Source organism: Paraburkholderia fungorum (genome assembly GCF_046027605.1).
Lineage (GTDB): Bacteria > Pseudomonadota > Gammaproteobacteria > Burkholderiales > Burkholderiaceae > Paraburkholderia > Paraburkholderia fungorum_F.
Window position 1 is genome coordinate 198,268 of record NZ_JAQQEF010000007.1, and the last position, 23,626, is coordinate 221,893.

Consider the following 23,626-nt stretch of genomic DNA (forward strand, 5'->3'; position numbering starts at 1 on the left):
CGATTGGCGCCCGCTCAACGTCTGACCTACGTCCAATTAACGGGCCGTGCCACTGTAGCGTGCGCACCTGAGAAAATCGCCGATGCACCTGCACCGCGCGGGGTCTTGCAAGCCTGTGGGCGTGCAGCGATTGATGTCTTTCAAGCGGATGGAGATTGCCCGGCGCGGGGGTTGCGAGCGGCTGAAAGCGTCCAGCGCGCGGAATGCTACAAGCAGGTGAACAGAAACCGCCCATCCGCTCACCTTCGCCTCCACGCTCAAGGCTTCTGCAACAGGGCCTTCAAACTCGCGAGCCGGTCTTTCGGCGACATCGGCGCTTCTTCGGGTGTCGGCGGCGGAGCGTCGTCGAGCAGCATCTCGGGGATAAAGCGCGACGGCTCGCACACCACGGTTTCGCGCGCCCGCTTGCGCTTCTTGCACCAGTTCAGATGCAGGCTGCGCTGCGCACGCGTAATCGCGACGTACATCAGACGGCGCTCTTCCTCGATGCGCGCGTCGTCGATCGGCTCGTCGTCAGGGCCGCCACGGTGCGGCATGATGCCTTCTTCGACGCCCACCAGGAACACGTGCGGATACTCCAGCCCCTTCGACGCATGGACCGTAGAGAGCCGCACCGCGTCCGGGTCTTCTTCGCGGCCTTCGAGCATCGACATCAGCGCCACTGTCTGGATCAGGCCAAGCAGGTTCTTGCCGGTGTCGCCGAGGCCGTCGGCGGTGTCGTAGCCGGTCGCCTCGCTGTTCGCCGAACCCTCGGGCTCAGCCTTGGTGCCCTTACGCTTCAACCACTCCATGAACTCGAGCACGTTCTGCCACTTGGCCTGCGCCTGACGTTCGTCGAACGCGTCGTACAGATAGGCTTCGTAGTGGATCGCGTCCATCAGTTCGTCGAGCAAGGGACCGGCGGCATCCTTCTCGGCGCGATCGGTGAGGCGCTGCATGAAGTCGCAGAACACGCGCATCGGCTCGATCTGGCGCGGCGACAGGCGCGCCTCGATGCCGCCCATGTACACCGCTTCGAATAGCGACACCTTTGCCTGGCCCGCGAACGAACCGAGTGCCTCGAGCGTCGTATTGCCGACCCCGCGGCGCGGCGTGGTGATCGCGCGGATGAACGCCGGGTCGTCATTCGCGTTGGCGATCAGGCGCAGATACGCGCAGATATCCTTGATCTCGGCTTTGTCGAAGAACGACTGGCCGCCCGACAGCACATACGGAATCCGTTCACGGCGCAGCACCTGTTCGAAGATGCGCGCCTGAAAGTTGCCGCGATACAGGATCGCGTAGTCGCGAAAATTCGCGCGCCGCTCGAACTTGTGCGCGGACAGGCGGAACACCACGGATTCGGCCTCGTGCTCTTCGTCGTTGCAGGGCGTGACGGTGATCGTATCGCCCATGCCGTGCTCGGACCACAGCTTCTTTTCGAACAGCTTCGGGTTGTTCGCGATCACGTTGTTCGCGGCGGTCAGAATTCGCACCGTCGAACGGTAGTTCTGCTCCAGCTTGATCAGATGCAGCTTCGGAAAGTCCTTGCTGAGCTGGCCGAGATTTTCGAGCGTCGCGCCGCGCCAGCCATAGATCGCCTGATCGTCGTCGCCGACCGCCGTGAACGCGGCGCGCTTGCCCGCCAGCAGTTTGACCAGCTCGTACTGGCACGCGTTGGTGTCCTGATACTCGTCGATCAACAGGTAACGCAGCTTGTTTTGCCAGCGATCGCGCACCTGCTCGTTCTTCTCGAACAGTTCGGCAGGCAGGCGGATCAGATCGTCGAAATCGACCGCCTGATAGGCATGCAGTGTCGCCACATAGTTGCGATAGACGATCGCGGCCTGATGTTCGTCTTCGTTCGCGGCGATCGCAATCGCCTCTTCCGGCATGATCATGCCGTTCTTCCACAGCGAGATGATCGACTGGATCTTGCGGATGAAACCTTTGTCCGTCGAGCCGACCTGCTCCTGAATCATGCCAAAGCAGTCGTCCGAATCCATGATCGAGAACTGCGGCTTCAGGCCGACGTGTTCCGCTTCCTGACGCAGAATCTGCACGCCGAGCGAGTGGAAAGTACACACTGTCAACTGATTGACGGGCACCTTGCGGCCTTCCTTGCCGGGCGTGGTGAGCGTCTTGCCCTCGAGCAGCTTGCCGACGCGCTCGCGCATTTCCAGCGCGGCCTTGTTCGTGAACGTGACGGCGGCAATGTGGCGCGGCTCGAAGCCTTTGGCTTCGATCAGGTGCGCGATCTTCTGCGTGATCACGCGCGTCTTGCCGCTGCCTGCGCCGGCGAGCACGAGACACGGACCGTCAAGATAACGGACCGCTTCATTTTGAGCGGGATTCAGGCCTGCGGACATCGTCTGTGGATGGGTAATGCGGTTGAGGGCGCTTGGGTGCGCAATCGCGAGACCGAAGGCCCGGGGGCATGCTGCGCCGCGCCAGCGGCTGAAACACGCGCCCCAGCTGAGACGAGGAGGTTCCGGCCCGCTGCGTTGCCGCGCGAGAGGAGCGATGTTAACACGGATGACTGCGACGGATGACAGCGACGATGACTGTCCCGGATGCCGTGACAGATGAGCTGAACGACGACGAAAGCCGTCCGCGATTACTGCTCGCCCGACGACAAAAACACCTGCTCGAACCAGCGACCCCGACTGCTGTCGCACTTGGCAGGTGAGCGCCGTCGAGACTGACTCCGCTAACAATCACCTACGACAACGCTGACAGTCCACCTTCGTGACATGCCACAATTACGGTGTTGCGCGCCGTCGCCACGGTGGCAAAGCGGCGCGCCGTTTTTGCAGGAAGACACGCATGTCCGCATCGCTGAAGATTGGATTGATGGGTTACGGGTTTGCCGGCGCGACCTTTCACGCGCCAGTGATCGAGCACTGCGGGCGCGCGAGCATCGCGGCCATCGCGACTAGCCGTCCCGAGCATGCGCTGGCCGATTACCCGCACGCAAAGGTGGTGGCCGATCTCGACGCGCTGCTGGCGCTCGAGGAAATCGACTGCGTCGTCATCGCCACGCCCAATGACACGCACTTCGACCTGGCGCGCCGCACGCTGGAAGCGGGCAAGCACGTGGTGGTCGACAAACCGGTCACGCTCACCGCGGCCGACGCCCACACGCTCGCCAACATCGCACTCGCCCGCAGCAAGCTGTTCGTGCCCTTTCACAACCGCCGCTGGGACGGTGATTTTCTGACCGTGCGCGATCTGCTTGCCAGCCGGGAGTTGGGGCGCATCACGCAATACGAATCGCATTTCGACCGTTTCCGGCCGGAAGTCCGCCAGCGTTGGCGCGAGGAGGCTTCGCGCGGCGGCGGTCTGCTTCTCGATCTTGGACCGCATCTGATCGATCAGGCGTTGGCGTTGTTCGGCGCGCCGCAGACCGTATCCGCAACGGTTCGGGCGCACCGCGAGCAGGCCGGCGCGCCGGACTACGTCCATATGCAGTTGGGCTATGGCGAGTTCGAAGTGGTGTTGCATGCCAGCGCGTTGACCGCGCTCGTCGCGCCGAGGTTCGCGATTCACGGCACCCGCGGGAGCTACGTGAAATACGGGCTCGATACGCAGGAAGATCAGTTGAAAGCCGGTTTGCGGCCTGGCGACGAGGGGTTCGGCGCCGGCAATACGGCCGGGGTCCTGCGCGTGCTTGAGGGCGATCAGGAAGTCGAGCGGGAGGTACCGACGCGCAACGGTGAATATGTTGGCTTCTATATCGCCTTGGCGGATGCGATACAGAACGGCGTGAAATTTCCTGTCACTCCCCAGGATGCCGTCGACGTGATGACGATTGTCGAGCTTGCTGCCCGGAGTTCGGAAGAAGGCGTCCGGCTACCGTTTGAGCGTATTCGCTAACTTTTTGCCAACGGGCCGCTTTCGGGTTATCTGGCGGGGCATGCAAGCCATGCCGCCGCCAGAGACGAAATGCCTGACAACGCGGAAAGGAACATAACGTTACAAATAACCCCGTCTCCGCGGTCGTCGCGAACCCCCGGCAAGCCGTTGCTACCTGTAGCACCACAAAACGACAACGACTTCCCGGAGAGTCCATGCCCCGTATCGTCCGCGCAGTAGCAGCATGCGCCTTGCTCAGTTCCCTCGCCGCCTGCGTGGTGACCCCACAGCAACCCGCGCCGGCGCCGCGTCCTAATCCGCAGCAGATCGCCGATCAGCGTCTTCGTCAGGTCGACGGGCGTATCGAGAACCTGAGCCGCCGCATCGACGCTCACGTCAACCAAGGCTACTACCCGCCTCCGCAAGGCGGCGCGTTGCATCACCGCCTTGACGTGATCCGTCAGGAAGCTCATGACATGGCCGCGCAACACGGCGGCGGCCTGTCCAGCGACGAACAGCGCTTGCTGAACCAGGAACTCGACAACGCGGCGCATGCCATCGGCGAATAATCGCGCCGTTTCAGGTACCGAAGCACGGAAGCGCGGGCAGTACGTCCCGCGCTTTTTTTTGATTTCCGCGAGCCCGCGCCGCCAACCCCCATGGCCCTCTCAGGCCTTTATTTGACAAGCCCCCGGCCCTCGCGTACATTCGCCGCACGCGTCGGGAGAGCGTGCTGGCCGCAGAAAATCGCAGGCCGCGCCGCCGAAGGGGCACACCCGCAAACTCTCAGGCAAAAGGACCGACCGCGTCGAAAAACCCGCGTCAACGCAACATCAGGCTTGGGTTTTTCGCACTCTGGAGAGCGGCAGTAGCCGTCTGCGTCGTTTAATCGAGCAGACTTTGGCAGGCTGCCCACCGAAGGGGCGCGCGTTTCACCGTGGCGATCGCAGCAGCATTCAAATCGCCCGGCAGCGCAATCTCTCAGGTATCGAGGACAGAGGGGTCATGCAACGCATTCGCTCGCAGCCGGCAGGCCGCGAGGCGTAGCGCCGCATGGCCTTTTTTGTTTCGCGAGATGCCCGAGGCCCCATGACCGAACTCAAACACACCCCGCTCAACGCCACCCATCGTGCGCTCAACGCCCGCATGGTCGATTTTGGCGGCTGGGACATGCCCGTCAACTACGGCTCGCAGATCGACGAACACCGCGCCGTGCGAACCGACGCCGGCATGTTCGACGTCTCACACATGTGCGTCGTCGACTTCACCGGCGAGCGCGTGCGCGCCTTCTTCGAATATGCGCTGGCGAATAACGTCGCCAAGCTGCAAACCCCGGGCCGCGCGCTGTACTCCTGTTTGCTGAACCCGAATGGCGGCGTGATCGACGATCTGATCGTCTATTACTTCGGCGAAGATCATTTCCGCGTGGTCGTCAACGCCGGCACCGCCGACAAAGACATCGCCTGGTTCGGCCAGCTCAACGCCGAAGGCAGCTTCGGCCTGACCATCACGCCGCGCCGCGATTATGCGATCGTCGCCGTGCAAGGCCCGAACGCCCGCGAAAAAGTCTGGCAAACCGTGCCGGCCGCGCGCGCCGCCACTGAAGCATTGAAGCCTTTCAACGCGGCGCGTATCGAAGACACGCCGTTCGGCGAGCTCACCGTCGCGCGCACCGGTTATACCGGCGAAGACGGTTTCGAAATCATCGTCCCGGCGGATCACGTCGAAGCATTGTGGAAGGCGCTGCAAACACAAGGCGTGCGCCCCGCGGGTCTCGGCGCGCGCGACACGCTGCGCCTCGAAGCCGGCATGAATCTGTACGGCCAGGATATGGACGACAACGTCTCGCCTTTGGACGCCGGTCTCGCCTGGACCGTCGACCTGGCTTCGCCGCGTGCCTTCGTCGGCAAGGACAAGCTCGAAGCCGGCGGTTCGCAGGCGGCGTTCGTCGGTCTGATCCTGCTGAAGGAAAACGGCAAGGCGGCAGGCGTGCTGCGTGCTCACCAGAAAGTCGTCACGCCGCAGGGCGTTGGCGAAATTACCAGCGGCACTTTTTCCCCGACCATGCAGGAATCGATCGCCTTCGCGCGCGTGCCGAAAGGCGTGCAGCCGGGCGATACCGTTCACGTCCAGATTCGTGACAAAAACGTTCCCGCAAGCGTGGTAAAACTGCCGTTCGTGCGCAACGGCAAGGTGCTGGCAGTTTAAGCAGCCGGCGCGTGCGTCATCCCTTCAAGAAAACGCCGGGCCGCCCCAAGTTTTCTTGACCCCCTCCGGGGGCCTGGCGCGAAGCGACAGGTTTTGGGCGCCTTTTTATTGAATCACTACCGAATCACACCGCATAGGAGCATCCGATGAGCATCCCGGCCGATCTGAAATACACCGAATCGCACGAGTGGGTCCGCACCGAAGCGGACGGCACGCTGACGGTCGGCATCACCGACCACGCGCAAGAAGCGCTCGGCGACATCGTCTTCTTCGAAGTCCAGGCACTGGGCAAGACCGTGACGGCGGGCGACACCGTTGCCGTGATTGAATCGGTCAAGGCCGCTTCCGATATCTACGCGCCGGTTTCGGGCGAGATCATCGAAGCGAACCCGGCCGTCGCCGACACGCCGGATGGCGTCAACAGCGCGCCGTATGAAAACTGGCTGTTCAAGATCAAGCCGGCCGCGGACGCAACGCTGGACCGTCTGATCGACGCCGACGCGTACACGAAGTCGATCGGCGCCTGAAGCACTGCACGTTGCACCATTACGTTTAACCCGACAGGTGCGGCAGGTCCGAATTGACCGGACAGCCGCACCGGCAGGAACACCTCATGAAGCTCGAACACCCGGATCGTCTGATGAACCGCACTCCTCTCTCGCTCGCCGCGCTCGAAGTGCATGACGCCTTCGCTGAACGGCACATCGGCCCGGATTCGGCCGACCAGCACGCGATGCTCGAAGCCCTCGGCTTTGCGTCGCGCGCCGCGCTGATCGACGCCGTCATTCCGAAGACGATCCGCCGCACCGAAACGCTGCCGCTCGGCCCCTTCGCCCAGCCGAAGAGCGAAGCCGAAGCGCTCGCCGCGTTGCGTGAGCTGGCGGACAAGAACCAGGTGTTCCGCTCGTACATCGGGCAGGGCTATTACAACGCGCACACGCCGACGGTGATCCTGCGTAACGTGCTGGAAAATCCGGCGTGGTACACCGCGTACACGCCGTACCAGCCGGAAATCTCGCAAGGTCGTCTGGAAGCGCTCCTGAACTTCCAGCAGATGATCGTCGACCTGACGGGTCTGGCGATCTCGAACGCCTCGCTGCTCGATGAGGCGACCGCCGCCGCCGAAGCGATGACGCTGCTGCAACGCGTCGGCAAGCCGAAGTCGAACGTGTTTTACGTTGCCGACGACGTCCTGCCGCAAACCATCGAAGTGGTGAAGACACGCGCCACGCCGGTGGGCATCGAAGTGAAGGTGGGTCCCGCCGAGGAAGCGGCGAACGCGGATGCGTTCGGCGTGTTGCTGCAATACCCGGGCGTGAACGGCGACGTGCGTGACTACCGCGCGCTCGCCGATGCGATCCACGCAGCAGGCGGCCACGTGGTGGTCGCCGCCGACCTGCTCGCGCTGACCGTGCTCACGCCCCCGGGCGAATGGGGCGCGGACGTGGCCGTCGGCAACACGCAGCGTTTCGGCGTGCCGGTCGGTTTCGGCGGCCCGCATGCGGCTTATCTCGCCGTGCGCGACGAGTTCAAGCGTCAGATGCCTGGCCGTCTCGTCGGTGTGACCGTGGATGCGCAAGGCAATCCGGCGCTGCGTCTCGCGCTGCAAACCCGCGAACAACATATCCGCCGCGAGAAGGCGACCTCGAACGTGTGTACCGCACAAGCGCTGCTCGCGATCATGGCCAGCATGTACGCCGTCTACCACGGCCCGCACGGTCTGAAGACGATCGCGCTGCGCGTGAACCGCATTGCGGCATTACTCGCTGAAGGCGCGAAGCAACTGGGCTACACGCTCGTCAACGAAACCTTTTTCGATACGCTGACGTTCGAAAGCGGCGCACGTACTCAAGCATTGCACGACGCCGCAAAGGCAAAGCGCATCAACCTGCGCCGCGTGAGCGACACGCAAGTCGGTCTGTCGATCGACGAAACCACGTCGCGCCGCGATCTGGCCGATCTGCTCGCCGCCTTCGCCGAAGCCGCGGGTGCGAAAGACGTGCCGCAAGTCGAAGTACTCGACGAAAAGCTGACGGCCGCCAACGCCGCGTCGCTCCCGGCTGCTCTGGAGCGCACCAGCGCGTACCTCACGCACCACGTGTTCAACCGTCACCATTCGGAAACGGAAATGCTGCGCTATCTGCGCAGCCTGTCGGACAAGGACCTTGCGCTCGACCGCTCGATGATCCCGCTCGGCTCGTGCACGATGAAGCTGAACGCGACCTCGGAAATGCTGCCGGTCACGTGGCCCGAATTCGGCCAGATCCATCCGTTCGCACCGGCTGAGCAAACCGTCGGCTACCGCGAAATGATCGATCAGCTCGAAGAGATGCTGGTCACCGCAACGGGTTACGCAGCGGTGTCGTTGCAACCGAACGCCGGCTCGCAAGGCGAGTACGCCGGTCTCTTGATCATCCACGCTTACCACGCGTCGCGCGGCGAAGCGCATCGCAATGTCTGCCTGATCCCCGCTTCGGCGCACGGCACGAACCCGGCGTCGGCGCAAATGGCCGGCATGCAGGTGGTCGTGGTCGCGTGCGACGCGCAAGGCAACGTCGATATCGAAGACCTGAAGAAGAAAGCGGCACAGCACGCCGACAAGCTCGCGGCGATCATGATCACGTATCCGTCCACGCACGGCGTGTTCGAAGCGAACGTCCGCGAAATCTGCGAGATCGTGCACGCGCACGGCGGCCAGGTTTATGTGGACGGCGCGAACATGAACGCCATGGTCGGCCTGTGCGCGCCGGGGCAGTTCGGCGGCGACGTCTCGCACCTGAACCTGCACAAGACCTTCTGCATTCCGCACGGCGGCGGCGGACCAGGCGTCGGTCCGGTCGCGGTCGGCGCGCATCTCGCGCAATTCTTGCCCAATCAGATCTCGTCGGGTTATGAGCGCGCACCGAACGGCATCGGCGCTGTGTCCGGCGCACCGTACGGCTCCGCGTCGATCCTGCCGATTTCGTGGATGTACATCGCGATGATGGGCGCGAAGAACCTCACGGCCGCAACCGAAACCGCGATCCTCAACGCGAACTACGTCGCGAGGAAGCTCGCGCCGCATTACCCCGTGCTGTATTCGGGCCCCGGCGGACTGGTCGCGCACGAGTGCATTCTCGATCTGCGCCCGCTCAAGGAAACGAGCGGCATCACCGTCGACGACGTTGCCAAGCGCCTCGCCGACTACGGCTTCCATGCGCCGACCATGAGCTTCCCGGTGCCGGGCACGCTGATGGTCGAGCCGACGGAATCGGAATCGAAGGAAGAACTCGACCGCTTCATCGAAGCGATGATCGCGATCCGCGAGGAAATCCGCGCTGTCGAGGAAGGCCGCTCGGACCGCGAGGACAATCCGCTCAAGCACGCGCCGCATACGGCAGCGGTCGTCATCGCGAACGACTGGAAGCATGCGTATGCGCGCGAAACCGCCGCCTATCCGCTGCCCACGCTGATCGCGAAGAAGTACTGGCCGCCGGTCGGCCGTGCCGACAATGTGTACGGCGACCGCAATCTGTTCTGCTCCTGCGTGCCGATCGCTGACTACGAGTAAGTCCGCGAACCGCGCATTGCCTGAAGGTTGTAAGCAGGCGTTGCGCGGTTCTGTCGCTGGTGTCCGCAAACGGCTAACATCACACACCGAATCAGCCTAACGAGGAGTTTCGCATGGCGCGAAAGGTGCGATTGATGCAAAGCCGGACCGAAGCAAGGCTTGCCCAGACATGGCAGCAGGCTTGCACACTGCTGTTGGCAGGCGCGGCCGTGCTGCTGCCGCTGCGGCAGGCGCAGGCCGCGATGAATTTTTGTGCGGCGCCCGCCCTGCAAACCAGCGAGCGCACGAATGCCGATCCGGGCGTCAAGGCGCTGGTGAGCAACGTGCAGGCGCATCTGAACGACCCGCCGCATGCGCTGGCGAAGCTGCATACCGAAGGCACGCTGCCGCACGAGGGCATCTACGATCAGAGCGTCGAAGCGGAAAAGGATCTCGATCTGCTGCGCGATGCGGCGCTTGCCTGGCGCGCCACGAGCGACGATCGCTATCTGAAGCTGGTCGACCGTTTGCTGTATGCGTGGGTCACGACTTACCAGCCGAGCTTCAATCCCATCGACGAAACCCATTTCGAAGGCCTGATCCTCGCCTACGACATGACCGCGAGCGCGTTGCCGGTGAAAACGCGCAATGCATCGATGGCGTTCCTCACCAGGCTCGCCAACGGCTATATCGCACAGATCGACGCGCAGCCGCGCCCCCTCAAGGGCACGTTCAAGAACAACTGGCAGAGCCACCGGATCAAGCTGATCGCAATGGCTGCGTTCACGCTCGACAACCGCAAGATGATCAACGCGGCGCAGCGTCTGTTCGACGAGCATATCGGCGACAACATCGCGCCGGACGGCTCGACGTTCGACTTCGGCGAGCGCGACGCGCTGCACTACGTCACTTACGACCTGCAGCCGCTCGTGACCGCCGCGCTCGCCGCGCGCCGTCACAACCGCAACTGGTTGCCGGAGAAGGGAGCCAATGGCGCGTCGCTGCAAGCCGCGCTCAACTGGCTAACGCCCTATGCGGACGGCAGCAAGACGCATGAAGAATTCGTGCATTCGAGCGTCCCGTTCGATGCCAAACGTCGCGAGGCCGGTCTGCCTGGCTACTCGGGTCAATGGGATCCGAAAAACGCGACGGAACTATTTCACCTGGCGGCGCGTCTCGACGCACGCTATACGCCGATCGCGCTACAGCTCGCACCCACGCCGCCCGCGTGGCTCGCCGTGTGTTTGCCGCTGTCGGCGCGCTAGACCAACTTTTATCAGCAGGGAGCAGTAAATGGCAGTGAGCGTGTTCGACCTCTTCAAAATCGGCATTGGTCCGTCCAGTTCGCATACGGTCGGGCCGATGCGTGCGGCGCTGATGTTCGCGCAAGGGCTCGAACGCGACGGGCTGCTCGGGGCGACGGCATCGGTGAAAGTGGATTTGTACGGTTCGCTTGGCGCGACCGGCAAGGGGCACGGCACCGATCGCGGCGTGATGCTCGGCTTGATGGGCGATGCGCCGGATACGGTCGATCCGGACACGATCGCGCAGCGTCTGGAAGCGGTGAAGGCCTCGCGCAAGCTCGCGTTGCTCGGCACGCACGAGGTGCCGTTCGTGCAGAAAGATCACATTTCGTTTTATCGCCAGGCGCTGACCGAGCATCCGAACGGCCTCAAGCTGCATGCGTTCGATGCGCAAGGCGCGACGCTGCGCGAGTCGACCTATCTATCGGTGGGCGGCGGTTTCGTGGTGACGGCGGGCGCACCGAACACGAAGGTGCTGAGCGCCGTCGAACAATTGCCGCATTCGTTTCGCAGCGGCAATGAATTGCTCGCGCTGTGCAGCTCGACCGGCAAGAGCATCGCGCAATTGATGTGGGAAAACGAGCGTGTCTGGCACACGGAAGAGGAGACGCGTGCGGGCTTGCTGAAGATCTGGGACGTGATGCAGTCGTGCGTGTCGCGCGGTTGTGGCATTAACAATCCCGGCGCCGATGGCAATCTGCCCGGACCCTTCCAGGTGAAGCGCCGGGCGCCGCAGTTGTATCGCGCGTTGTCCGGTAATCCTGAACTCGCGCTGCGCGATCCACTGTCGATGGTCGACTGGATCAATCTGTACGCGATCGCCGTGAATGAAGAAAACGCTGCCGGCGGCCGCGTGGTCACGGCGCCGACTAATGGTGCCGCCGGCATCATTCCGGCGGTGCTGCACTACTACACGCGTTTCATGCCGGGCTCGAATCAGCAAGGCGTGATCGACTTCCTGCTGACGGCCGCGGCGATCGGCATTCTGTACAAGCTGAACGCGTCGATTTCCGGTGCGGAAGTGGGCTGTCAGGGCGAAGTGGGCGTGGCCTGTTCGATGGCTGCGGGTGCGCTCGCGGCGGTGATGGGTGGTACGCCCGCGCAAGTCGAGAATGCCGCCGAGATCGGCATGGAGCATAACCTCGGGCTGACGTGCGATCCGGTCGGCGGGATGGTGCAGATTCCGTGTATCGAGCGCAATGCGATGGGCTCGGTGAAAGCCGTGAACGCCGCGCGAATGGCGTTGCGCGGCGACGGTACCCATTACGTGTCGCTGGACTCCGTGATCAAGACGATGATGCAGACCGGCGCGGATATGAAGACGAAGTACAAGGAAACGTCGCGCGGTGGGTTGGCAGTGAACATCGTGGAGTGTTGAGGGCGCTGGCTCGGTCGGCGTAAGCTATCGATGCGCCCATCGGCTTGATGCAAACCCGATGCGGCAACAACCCCACTGCACCGATCGCACCCATCGCAACGCCTGGAGGTTTCATCGCAATGCCGCTCGCTTCTGAATCTTCTTCCGCCGCCCAAACCACTGGCGCACGTCTCGTCGTCGATGCCTTGCTGACGCACGGCGTCGAGCGCGTCTTCTGTGTTCCCGGCGAGAGCTTTCTCGCCGTACTCGATTCACTGCACGACGAGACCGATCGCATCCAGACCATCGTCTGCCGGCATGAAGCGGCCGCCGCGAACATGGCCGAAGCGGTCGGCAAATTGACGGGTCGTCCGGGCGTCGCGATCGTCACGCGCGGCCCCGGCGCGACGCATGCGTCGATTGGCGTGCATACCGCGTTTCAGGACTCGACGCCGATGATCTTGCTGATCGGCCAATGCGCGCGCGAGCATCTCGACCGCGAGGCCTTCCAGGAAATCGACTATCGACGCATGTTCGGTCAGATGGCGAAGTGGGTCGCACAAATCGACGATCCGAAGCGTATTCCTGAATATCTGAGTCATGCGTTTCACACGGCGACATCGGGGCGGCCGGGGCCGGTTGTGCTGTCGTTGCCGGAAGATGTGTTGAGCGACGCGTGTGAGCTGGTGGCCGGCGCACCGAGATATAAGCGTGTGGCGGCGTCGCCGTCTGCAGCGCAGATAGAAGAGTTGCGCCGATTGCTGGAGGGCGCGCAACGGCCGATGGTGATTGCCGGCGGCAGCGGCTGGACGCCCGAGGCATGTGCCGACCTGCAACGCTTCGTCGAGAATTGGCAATTGCCGATTGGCCTCGCGTTCCGCTTCCAGGACACACTCGACAACGAGCATCCGAACTATGCCGGTGATGTCGGCCTCGGTATCAATCCAGCGCTTGCTCAACGTATCCGCGATGCAGACCTGCTCCTCACGCTCGGCCCACGGCTAGGCGAAGCAACGACGAACGGCTACACGCTGCTCGATATTCCGAAGACCAAACAAACGCTGGTGCATGTGCATCAAGGTGCGGAAGAACTCGGGCGGGTCTATGCGGCGGACCTACCGATCGTCTCCGGCATGCCAGAACTGGCGGCGCTGCTTGCCGGGTTGAAGCCTTCTTCCGGGAACCCAGCATGGGCCGACGCGGCGCAAGAAGCGCATCAAGCGTATCTCGATTGGCGCAAACCACGTCAGATTCCTGGCGATGTGCAAATGGGCGAAGTGATCCAACAGTTGCGCGCGCATCTACCGGAAGACGCGATCCTCACGAACGGTGCGGGCAACTATGCAACATGGTTGCATCGGCATTTTTCGTATCGGCATTTCCGCTCACAGCTTGCGCCGACCAGTGGCGCAATGGGCTACGGTGTACCGGCGGCGATTGCGGCGAAGTCGATGTATCCGCAACGCGCAGTAGTCGCGTTGGCAGGCGACGGCTGCTTCATGATGTCCGCGCAAGAACTCGCGACGGCAATGCAGTACGACCTGCATGTGATTTTCATCGTCGTGAACAATAGCCACTTCGGCACGATCCGGATGCATCAGGAGCGGCACTATCCGAATCGTGTGCACGGTACGGGTCTCACGAATCCGGACTTCGCGGCGTTCGCAAAGTCGTTCGGCGCGCACGGAGAGACGGTGGAGCGGACTGAAGATTTTCTGCCTGCATTGCAACGGTCGATGGAAGCCGGGCGTGCAGCGGTGATCGAGATTCGCATGCCGCAGGAGGCGAGCACGCCGGGCGCAACGTTGGAGCAGATTCGCGAGCAGGGAAGGAAGCTGCGAGCAACCGGAGCTTAGTGGCGAACCACTTTCGCAGTCGCTCGAGGGCGACAGCGCTGCGCGCGATGTCGCACCGCTGTCGCTGCGGGGCCACTGAACCGTCTCATGACGGAATTGTCATGTCGCCATCACGTAAATGGTGACGTCCACTGGCTATATTTCAATTCATATCCACTAATCTTCGACGCTGTCGAGGGTTCAGTGCGACTCATGCGAAGCACCAGCAGGTGCGTCTTCGCCAACGTGCGGTTACCCGGCGTGAGCAGGCAATCGCTCGTTCAGATTTTTCGTGATAGAACCGCGTCCCCTGGCGACTAGCGTCGCTGCGTAGTGGTGGCCTGTTGCCGGAAACGGCGCGCGTCGCGGCCGGACAACTCACGGTTCTATTCAAAGTCAACTCTCCGATCGAGGCGGTTTATGCGCAGCTACGCAGAGAACGATTCCACGACCAGAACGACGCGACGCCAGGACGATGAAATTGATGAGCAACGCGATGTTGCGGAATCGAGGTGGATCGACCAGGTCGAGCGTATCGGCCGCAATGGCGAGTGGAATTTTGAACTGGCGGATTCAATGCCCTTTCTGGTTTCCGAACTACCTTGCTGGAAGGAGGGCGGGCTGGCGCTTCACGCCTGGAACGGTCGAAACCATGCGTCTTTTGGTGCATCGGGGGGCAGCGCTACCGAGGTATGTATCGAGGTGGCGGAGAACCACTACTGGGCACTTATAGCGGGCCAACGCGTCTGGGTTCGACCTGACGGAAACTGTTTCTTCAACGCTATCTGGAAGGCACTGCAAGCGTGCGGGGATGAGGATGCGCTCACGCGGATTTTCCGGGGACGTGTGCCTGCAAATGAGCAGGAAGCGTCCGACTATTTCCGTCGCGAGATACGGGACTGCGCGCTTGGTCATCCGGAGTTCGAGGCGATTCTGATTCTGCTGGGTGACGATGGCGCCCCGGTTGCTCGCCGGACCCAGCCGTTGAGGCGCTCCGAAGTGCGCAAGACACCAGGCGAGAGGGAGCGCGAATCCCGGGGCGTGAGAGTTGCGGCGATTGGAAACGAAACGTCCCGCAATCAGAAACGGTCCGGCGGCTCACCGCCTTCGCCGACCAGCATCGCAGTGCTTCAGGCACCACCAGGAGACGTCAGCAGGCGGCTTCTTCCATGCGGCTGCGCAATTCGCAAAGCGGGCGGGCCAGCAGGTATGAAAGCGCGCGCGGGCGAGCTGAGCGCGCATCCTAACCATCCCGATTCTGCCGACGGTTTATCCCGCGCGGCTGCTTAAAGGTTGGTTCAAACCGGTTCACACAATCAGGACTATCACATGTGGATTTATATATCCTGGATGAAAATGGAGTGGCTACACGAATTCATTACGAGTAGCTTCGATAATGGGTTATTTGAAAAATCCATGACTGATCTGTGGCTGGGCAAGACTTCAACTGATTTGACGCACGAGGCGGCCACTTACGCCAGCGCTGTAAAAGCAGCTTTTTCCGATTATCAAGCTGATAAAACCAGTACGGACGCAAGACGTCTATCTTCGGAGGACCGCTATGGAGCCGAACTATACCAACTTTCCAATTCGACTGGCAGCCGAGCTTCTTCACCGAACTTCTATAGCGTCATTCCCATTTTAATAAAAATAAAAGCGTATGAAACCTGTCGTTACCTTGATCTGCTTGGTCGCCCCGCAGAAGGTTCTATTTCATCCGCCGTTGAACTGGAATCGCTTTTCTCGTTACCCGCTACCTCGCGCGAGGCTCCTACGTCCGAAGTAGAATTCCAGAAATTTCTTAAATCCGAACTCCGGCCGCGGATGTTCTTTGACCTGGACGAGAACTGTAAAAAAGGTTGCGAGACAGTACGGGAAATATATATAGATTCGTTAAAAAATGAGATAGCCAGACACGGTGGAATCTTGAATTTTGCTGATATTTCGACAAGTGCCAAATATACTCGAAATATCATTCGTTCAACAATAAATGATTGTCGAAATTTTCTATACAATTATAGAGGATCCACCTATCGCTCTGCGTGTGACGAGAAGAGCGCAAAGCTCTTGCAGAGCAGATATGCCGCGCTGTATCTCTCTATACTTGTAAAGCGGTCTCGGGAATATCTTGGCATTTTAATAGATCTGAGAACCCGGCTGCCGCCTAAGTCTAATGCAGATACCAATATTCTGCTGCTCGACAGCCGCGCCCAAGCCGTTCGCGAAGCACTTCGAAAATTCGCACCCGGGGAATCGCGACCAAAGCTTGAACAGCTGTCCACAAAGGACCTCCTTAATAACTATTCTGGGTTGATTGCGTCGAACGAGGATATATTCTATTTTGTGTCTTTCGCGGAAGCGATCTTTCTGATGGCGCAAATGGGAGCGACTGTCGATCAACTTTACAGCGAGGTCAAAGATCCACCCCGAGTCATTCGCCATTTCACTTCGCTTATGCAGCAGATCCCGTTTTCCCGAAGCGCCCACCGGAATGGTATGGAAGGGTTAACGTATTTGCAAAACGTGGAAACCAACGCCGAGACAACAAGCGATACCGAGTACTACAATCAATTCTCTGTATTTAAAAACGGATATCTCGCCGATGTTGCAAAGTTAATCGCCATTGATCAGTTGACACAATTTGGCGTTCATCCCTATGACATGCTAGCCTCACGGCCAATTCGCTGCGCGCGGATGGAATTAGCGCTGAGTAACCTCAGTGTCTGGATACCAGAAGCAGGTGGTTTCCAAGCAGGCCGCGATAGATGGAGATATGCGGGAGATCTCGTCTTCTGTCAACTGGAGTCGAACGATTGGATAGCCATATCAACTATCGGCGGTCGATTTTATATAAAGCCGATTTCAGACGCGACGATGTGCTCAAATGCAGCTCTTGATAAAATAAGGATAAGATCGACCCCGTCGCCGGTGCCTTTGCATGGTGACTATTCGCTCGACAATCAGGAGTGGTATGGTGAACCACTAGACAGACTTGTCCTTGCACCTATATTTGGAAGCCACCTTCCATTGGACAAAACAACCTACCGGATTCCTCGCTTAAGGCTCTCAACGACGGAATCGCTGGTCGGGCAACCAGGCGGCACTCGCACTCCGTTGATTCAAGTCGTCCAGAAGGTGGCTGAGGGTTTAGTTAAAGGCATTGCCGATCAGTCTGAAGTTGCACATTATAAACTGAGATGGTGGCAGTATTTCACCCCGATGATACCCGGTTTTGATATCACCTACCGAAATTATCACGACACCGAATATGCTCCATCGTATGGGGAAATCACCTGGGAAGTCATAAATGCAGGAATGGCCGTCGCATTTTTCGGCGTCCCTGTCGGTAAAATTCTTTATGCAGAGTCAAATCTGCTTCACAGCACGATTCTAGTCAATGCACACCAGGGCTTTCGCGGGTTGGCTCTGCTGACGCGTGTTATTGAGCAAGCCGGCACAGAGCTGGCGCTTGCATCATTGCGCGCCTCGACTATGACAGTATCCTATTTCATTTCCCCATGGGAGCCAGTTCCTTTGGAGTTAATCGGACCAGTTTTGTACAAGGGGGTCCGCAGGCTGATGAACGGCAAGTTGGTATTTAAGCTAAAGCCTGCCGACAAAGTAGTCGGCACTTCGGATGGAGCGCCCCTCCCTGACGCAAAACCAGAAAATCCTGAAGCACCCAAAAAACCCTCGACGGAAATAAAGCCGCCTCCGCAGATATTTAGAACGGAATCCTCGGGCGACGTCAGAGTCTATGAATTTTCTTACACTGAGGCAGCCGAAACTCTGCGGGGCGCAGATAACGAGCCACAACCCGGCCCAAGCGGTGTCGGCGAAGAGAAAGGAGATGCCGAAGGGTTCACGTGGAGAGGAAATTTTCGTGCATTTGAAGACAAAGGAGCAATATCACTCGACCCACGGCGGCATACCGTTAAAATTGATACGCCTTTTCAGTTCGCCAGAAACGACGATCAATTTCTCACAGTCGCTCCGGTTCAATCAGAGCCTCCCGCACTTCAGAGCGGGTTTGAGCAATTCCAGTTTGGGGGGATTGAAAATATAGTCTTTTCAAGTTTTGGCGAAAAAGTCAGTTTTGTCTCCCAATTATCCTCGCCCAACGAAAACGTCGAAGTTCTTTTGATCCCCGCAGCCGAGGGCGGTGCGATTGGCATTCGGCTCAATTTCGAGGACATTGACAAAAATCGACCTCTTCTGGTCAGTCCGGGCGCATTGTCAGACAGCATCTTTATGATGGGAATCAGCGAGCAGGAGGGCAGCGTATTTTTCTATCACATAAGCAAGCCCTCTGTAGATTCAGTGGCGTCCGCGCGGCGTGATTCCACAATTGAGAGGTTCTTCCAGGTTCACAATAGCCTGATACGCAATCCCAGTATGCGGATGGCCGTCCCCGACGATGTTGCCATGAGCGACATACAGGTGCTCGCGCGACTGTTTGATCACGCGAATATTGTATATTCCGACCCGTCGGGAGCAACTGAATTTCACGTGGTCCCACCGGATTCGCCCGTCTCACAACGGTCCGCGCTCAAGAATTTGTCCCGCCATGCAATCTCCGCTGAAGGTCTATGGATTCTTAACTATGGCCTACTTGACAGCGACGTCAAATTTTCGAAATTGGAAGGTCATACGCACTACCTTTTGTCCCGGACTTCCAGCGGTCAAATACAAATCAACGGGCGCTCTGAAATTGAAGGTGTACTTGACGAGGGACTCGGAGCGAAAGCGTCTGACAGTGTTCCAGGAAAAGAAAGCGAAACGGACATCCTGGAAATTGTCAATCATTTGACGCAAAAGCCATCATGCAACAAATTCGTGCGATTCCCAGAGGAGTTCAGGGTCAGCGACTTGCCGGATCTGGCGCAGATATTTTCAGAAGCAGGCTACATCACAAACTTCCGTTTGATGAAAATATGGTCGTCTGCAAGCCAGCCAGACGCAAAGATTTCTTTTTTGCTTACCGTTCAAAAGAATAATTCAATTTACTCCGTAGATATCGCCGCTGGCGGACTTTTTAATCAATTGATTAAAGCACCAATCATTGAATCCGACAAGAATTGGCGACAAGCTTATCAAAAATATCTTGGTGACAAGCTTTGCCTTTTCCGGGATTTCTCTGCCTTCAATTCTTTTGAACAGCAGTTCAAGGCCGCTCTTGGATCAACTACCCCTCATGACGATGCCAACGACGCCTCATGGACTGTCATAAACCGGCCTTCGTGGATGCTCTCTCGATCCAACCGTATGCTTGTGGACGCGATGAACACCGAGCAAACCATCGAACTTTCCCCTACTGTATGGAACCCTCCCAGCGCGGCACCGGTAATTAAGAAACCTGAAACAATGGCATCACACTGGTTTGCTCAACGATGGCTAGAGGTGATTCAGGATGACAAGTTCAACACGGCGATTTCAGGAACCGGCGACATCAAGTCCATCGAGGTTATCGAAAAGATTGCAAAATCAAACGGCATCCACACCAAAGTTTATCTGACACTAACATATTTAAAGATCACAGACGAATTCCCCACGGTTAACCTTGCGGTGGCAGTTCGTCATGACAATAAAATCGTGTCTATCATTGATCCATCTGCACGGAGAGAAGGGAAAGACACGGCGTTATTTTCATGGGACGAATGGCGTGACCATAGATCCAAAGGGATATTGCTCGGCAGAAAATATAACTCCGCCGCGACGGCGGGCAAGTTACTTACTTCACCTTCAAACAATTACGAATTTGGCTCTGCTGATTTTTTCGACGAATCGAAACAGCCCTATGAAGTCCTGTCATTTGATTCTTCTTACCTGGGGGAGCTTGATACCCTAATAGGACATGTCGAAACCGAAATGCAGGAGATGGGTATCGATAATCCTGACCGGGATTTTGGACTAGAGCGCGAAAAGCTTGGAAGGCTGCGCGGCACTGTGGACACGCATGATAGCGATGCAATATTGCCGCTCCGTGCAGAGCTTATAGGGCAGGAACAAATAGTCAAGGACCTATCGAGGTATGTGGCTCTCCGTGGGCTTTTAGGGCGTTTGACTGATCTGAAAGGCCGCGTTTCTCATCTGCATCGTCCCGGCCGCATCTGCCGGGGTCTGGTTTACGGTTGCAATAGCTTGGTGGGAAACAAGATCGATCTCATGGCACAGATGTCGCTCGCCTATCCGTTTATTCGGGAAAGGTTAAAAATAAGGGTTTATGACCATGAGAAAAAGCGATACGAACCGACCTCAAGGTTTGAACTTGTTCTGCTAGGCCACGCTGAATACCTGATAAAGATTGAAGACGTGCGGACCATCCTTATGCAGTACCAGGCACTATATGATGAGATGGCATATTTGGCGATGGAGTATGCAAGCGGGGGTGGCGGCCTGCGCGCACTTGACATAGCTGCGAATGCCAGAGCCGGGTCAATGGTAGTTGACGAACTGCTGCAATATTATTCGTCGCCTTCCACGAGAGTCTTTGGGATAGTTGACAAATCCGAGAAGGGGAAAAGCCTGGCAGCAACCGTTTTCGGGCTCTCTGCTATTCACGATGAATCAACCGGAGAAATATATACCGTGTCGGTAGGTGGCATCGTTGCCCACCCATTTTCCCAAATTCGAAATGACGATAGATTTATAGAATACGTGTTCCGCCATCGTCATAGCCCGGCATGGACCGTGGTTGAGTTGCAAAAATATAATCTCGAAGGTATTGGTAGTTTTCTGAGTTTTCATACGGTTAAACATGCGGCGTTTCAGATGAGCGGGGTTCAGAACATCGTCGCGTTGGCAATAAATCCGCGATCGGAGAATATTGCAATCAAATTCGGAATGAGGAGAGTGGACGAACTGGCCAGGTATTGTGCAGTTTTCAACCGCGAAACCTTTAGTAACCTACGTTCTCTTTTGCGTGGTGCCATAAGGGGCGCAGCAGTTCCAGCGCCGGGAATCTCCAAGAGCGGGCCTGTACCCGAGATAGTTAATCCGCTGGCAACCGACAACGTAGAATTTGAAAAGATACTATCTGGAAATATCTCCGGTGCAATGGGTAAAGGTGCGATTTATCTCCGGCCCGACAGAGAGATCAGGAGCCTTCCATGGAATTTTGTTTTCGCAAAAAGTGATTCCCAGATCACGCATAATCTGGCTCAGCCCTCCACCGCATTGGACGGCACAGCGCTGTATAACATACGACTAGGACAGGGTTCCGATATCGTATCCTATACACAGGCTTCGAAGGTTTCCTATGGAGATTTTTGGAACGGAGAACACGGTGCGCTGCAAAGGCTTGACGTCATTCAGATTTCGAACGGGAACGATGGGGCTAATGGTTTAAAAATATCGCTTGACGACCTTGTGCCTGGGCGCCCACTTCTTATCTCTTCGGGCGCATTATCCGGATGCATTCAAGTTATAGGTATAAAGAAATCTGAAAATGCAGTGTATGTTTACCATGCTGGCAAACATTTTCAAGACGCCAAATGGCAAACGCATAGTGACGGCGTCAGGCACATCGCCCATGTCCATGATGTTCTAACCGACCACAAATCCTCGTTAGTTTTGTCAGACGAACCTACGGGCGCTGATTTACGCGGATTATATAGTTATTTTGACAACACCTATATCATTTCTTCGCGCCCTTTGGAAAACACCTCTCCAACTCCGATTGAACGACAGGATGCGACCCACTGGGCATATAGCTACAAAAACCGAGCTGGCCAATTCTCCGTTGGAAACGGCCAGCTTCTTATCCTGAGAGACGGGAAAGGCGATGTCAAGATTGATGGGTTCGTAGAAATTGGCTCAATAGACGAAACGCCGGCAAGACGAATAAAGGTAACGGCAGCCAATGATATAGAGCGATTTTTCTCGCCTTCAGTAACGCCGCCATCGGCTGAGCCGTCGCGCACCCTCTACGAATTAAGAATGAAGCTCGAGAGTAGCGATAAGCTTAGGCCTTTTTTTAATAATCTCCGCGCTGACAAGGCTACCGCGACGAAAGCTGTCATGTCATCAATGGAAGGGGTCGGTCGGGCGGTGAAATGTCGGCTTGTGATGATTTGGGGTCTGCCTAATACGATCGAGCCCGAGATGCATTACCTCGTTATCGACAAGACCGACGATACGGCAATTGCAGTGGATATTCTGGCGGGCCGGCGCCATCCTTTTGGGTTACCCTTCTACGGTACTGAGGAAGCGTGGGCCAGAAAATTTAGGGATGCATATTCTCGTTCATTTATTGCATATAAAGACTTCGACTCTGTTGCAGATATCGATAATGCGTTTTTCGGCGCCATTTCCCCCACTAGTCGTGCCGTCGGATTGATGACGCCGTTACGTGTTCCCGAGTGGCGTTTGCGCAAAGTTGATTGCCCGATGTATTCGTACACCGCACAAGACACGACCACTTTCTCGACGAGAATTCATCTTGCCGATAAAGGGCCTACCAAACAAACCGAAATTGATTTAGATCCACGATGGAGTGTCAACGTGGATACGACGGGATTGCATTTTGGCGTGAACGAAGACATATTCAAGGGCGTGTATGAGAAACCCGTCGACCTGAATCAGAAAGATTACTATATTCGCTCAGATGGCCGCACATACCAGGTGATATTGGACAATTCAGGAACCGGCTGGGAGCTCAAGTCAGACCAAGCCGTCGAAACGAACATTGGCACCATCGCCGTGAAGCGGAAGCCGGACGGCCGCTGGATCGTTAGCGAAAAAGAGGCGCAGCACGAGTCCTTACCGGCACCGTTGAGCGCCGGCGCTTATCCGGGTGCGCTGGCCTTTAATAAGCTGGCGAACGATCTATTGAATATCGATGTGGCTCGCGTACTGTGGAATGACCAGTATGATAAACGGATTGTCGACCGCAATGCCGCTCAAATGCGAACTGAAATTGACCGCGAGGTCAACGAAATGGGCGGTTTGGAGACATATCAGGATTTAGTCGGCACGAACCCCTATGCTCCGACGGAACCTGCGGGCGGCCTTTCTGCGAATAATCTTTTTAAGCTAATGGTTGAAGATAAGTTTGCGGTCGATCCAACTAAAATGGAGCAAACAGATTGGTCGAAATTCGCCACGGTGGTAAAAAATCTCAATCACACAAAGAATTATGTCTTTCTGATTAGAGATCAACGGCTTCAACATCAGTATCTGATCGACTTTCCCGCCGGCCCAGAAATGAAAGCCTATATCCTGCAGTCCAATCTAGGAGGCGGCGTCTTGCCGGAACTGAGGGTCCAGGATTGGCTCAGAGGCCGGAGTATGGAGAGCGTCAGCGTCGAGGATATTCTCGCGCTCATGCGCCACGATTTTGTGCAGTTGTCCCCAGACAAGCAGCGTGGCTTGCTGGCCTCCGTCTTTGATCTACAGAGAAAGCCCGGCAATATCGAACTGGCCCACCTGCGTGGGGACAAGGGCGGCACGTTCATTATGCGCAGCTATGATCGTGCCAATTTCGAACGTAACGTTGAGCGGGTGCTCAGTGTCAAAGTCGCGGGAAGTTGACGAAACCCGAACGCACATACAAAAAGGC

The 23,626-nt window shown here is 58.0% G+C and carries 11 protein-coding genes and 2 riboswitches; of the genes, 10 read left to right on the forward strand and 1 reads right to left on the reverse strand.

Annotated features, from left to right (window positions below):
* Window positions 1–257: 257 nt before the first annotated feature.
* A complete protein-coding gene (locus PQR53_RS14510; protein WP_408454751.1) occupies window positions 258–2,348 on the reverse strand; it encodes a UvrD-helicase domain-containing protein in 2,091 nt (696 codons plus the stop codon).
* A gap of 457 nt (window positions 2,349–2,805) precedes the next feature.
* Here PQR53_RS14510 and PQR53_RS14515 point away from each other — a divergent pair, with 457 nt between their 5' ends.
* The 10 genes from PQR53_RS14515 (at window position 2,806) to PQR53_RS14560 (ending at window position 23,598) form a co-directional block, all read left to right on the forward strand.
* The gene (locus PQR53_RS14515; protein WP_408454754.1) at window positions 2,806–3,855 is read left to right on the forward strand and encodes an oxidoreductase; all 1,050 of its coding nucleotides are present in this window, start codon (window positions 2,806–2,808) and stop codon (window positions 3,853–3,855) included.
* Window positions 3,856–4,049: 194 nt separating this feature from the next.
* The gene (locus PQR53_RS14520) at window positions 4,050–4,403 is read left to right on the forward strand and encodes a hypothetical protein (RefSeq protein ID WP_408454757.1); all 354 of its coding nucleotides are present in this window, start codon (window positions 4,050–4,052) and stop codon (window positions 4,401–4,403) included.
* Between the two features lie 142 nt (window positions 4,404–4,545).
* Window positions 4,546–4,646: riboswitch (glycine riboswitch) on the forward strand.
* A 33-nt stretch (window positions 4,647–4,679) separates the two neighbouring features.
* Window positions 4,680–4,842, forward strand: a riboswitch (glycine riboswitch).
* 81 nt (window positions 4,843–4,923) lie between these two features.
* Window positions 4,924–6,042: a glycine cleavage system aminomethyltransferase GcvT gene (gene gcvT / locus PQR53_RS14525; RefSeq protein ID WP_408454760.1), complete on the forward strand. Its 1,119-nt coding sequence runs from the start codon at window positions 4,924–4,926 to the stop codon at window positions 6,040–6,042.
* Between the two features lie 146 nt (window positions 6,043–6,188).
* A complete protein-coding gene (gene gcvH, locus PQR53_RS14530; RefSeq protein WP_408454763.1) occupies window positions 6,189–6,569 on the forward strand; it encodes a glycine cleavage system protein GcvH in 381 nt (126 codons plus the stop codon).
* Between the two features lie 86 nt (window positions 6,570–6,655).
* Entirely contained in the window at window positions 6,656–9,592 is a 2,937-nt protein-coding gene (gene gcvP, locus PQR53_RS14535) for an aminomethyl-transferring glycine dehydrogenase (protein WP_408454765.1), read from the forward strand.
* Between the two features lie 113 nt (window positions 9,593–9,705).
* Window positions 9,706–10,836 (forward strand): alginate lyase family protein, encoded by a 1,131-nt coding sequence (locus PQR53_RS14540; protein WP_408454768.1) that lies wholly within the window; start codon window positions 9,706–9,708, stop codon window positions 10,834–10,836.
* 28 nt (window positions 10,837–10,864) lie between these two features.
* Window positions 10,865–12,253: an L-serine ammonia-lyase gene (locus PQR53_RS14545; RefSeq protein WP_408454771.1), complete on the forward strand. Its 1,389-nt coding sequence runs from the start codon at window positions 10,865–10,867 to the stop codon at window positions 12,251–12,253.
* Between the two features lie 119 nt (window positions 12,254–12,372).
* Window positions 12,373–14,088, forward strand: a complete 1,716-nt coding sequence (locus tag PQR53_RS14550) for a thiamine pyrophosphate-binding protein (RefSeq protein ID WP_408454774.1) — start codon at window positions 12,373–12,375, stop codon at window positions 14,086–14,088.
* Between the two features lie 399 nt (window positions 14,089–14,487).
* The gene (locus PQR53_RS14555) at window positions 14,488–15,357 is read left to right on the forward strand and encodes an OTU domain-containing protein (RefSeq protein ID WP_408454776.1); all 870 of its coding nucleotides are present in this window, start codon (window positions 14,488–14,490) and stop codon (window positions 15,355–15,357) included.
* 39 nt (window positions 15,358–15,396) lie between these two features.
* A complete protein-coding gene (locus PQR53_RS14560; RefSeq protein ID WP_408454779.1) occupies window positions 15,397–23,598 on the forward strand; it encodes a cycle-inhibiting factor in 8,202 nt (2,733 codons plus the stop codon).
* The last annotated feature ends 28 nt before the right edge of the window (window positions 23,599–23,626 follow it).

Excerpts from the sequence above, each read along its gene's own strand:
- PQR53_RS14510 (WP_408454751.1), bottom strand. The coding sequence starts at position 2,348 with ATGTCCGCAGGCCTGAATCCCGCTCAAAATGAAGCGGTCCGTTATCTT.
- PQR53_RS14515 (WP_408454754.1), top strand. The coding sequence starts at position 2,806 with ATGTCCGCATCGCTGAAGATTGGATTGATGGGTTACGGGTTTGCCGGC.
- PQR53_RS14520 (WP_408454757.1), top strand. The coding sequence starts at position 4,050 with ATGCCCCGTATCGTCCGCGCAGTAGCAGCATGCGCCTTGCTCAGTTCC.
- gcvT (WP_408454760.1), top strand. The coding sequence starts at position 4,924 with ATGACCGAACTCAAACACACCCCGCTCAACGCCACCCATCGTGCGCTC.
- gcvH (WP_408454763.1), top strand. The coding sequence starts at position 6,189 with ATGAGCATCCCGGCCGATCTGAAATACACCGAATCGCACGAGTGGGTC.
- gcvP (WP_408454765.1), top strand. The coding sequence starts at position 6,656 with ATGAAGCTCGAACACCCGGATCGTCTGATGAACCGCACTCCTCTCTCG.
- PQR53_RS14540 (WP_408454768.1), top strand. The coding sequence starts at position 9,706 with ATGGCGCGAAAGGTGCGATTGATGCAAAGCCGGACCGAAGCAAGGCTT.
- PQR53_RS14545 (WP_408454771.1), top strand. The coding sequence starts at position 10,865 with ATGGCAGTGAGCGTGTTCGACCTCTTCAAAATCGGCATTGGTCCGTCC.
- PQR53_RS14550 (WP_408454774.1), top strand. The coding sequence starts at position 12,373 with ATGCCGCTCGCTTCTGAATCTTCTTCCGCCGCCCAAACCACTGGCGCA.
- PQR53_RS14555 (WP_408454776.1), top strand. The coding sequence starts at position 14,488 with ATGCGCAGCTACGCAGAGAACGATTCCACGACCAGAACGACGCGACGC.
- PQR53_RS14560 (WP_408454779.1), top strand. The coding sequence starts at position 15,397 with ATGTGGATTTATATATCCTGGATGAAAATGGAGTGGCTACACGAATTC.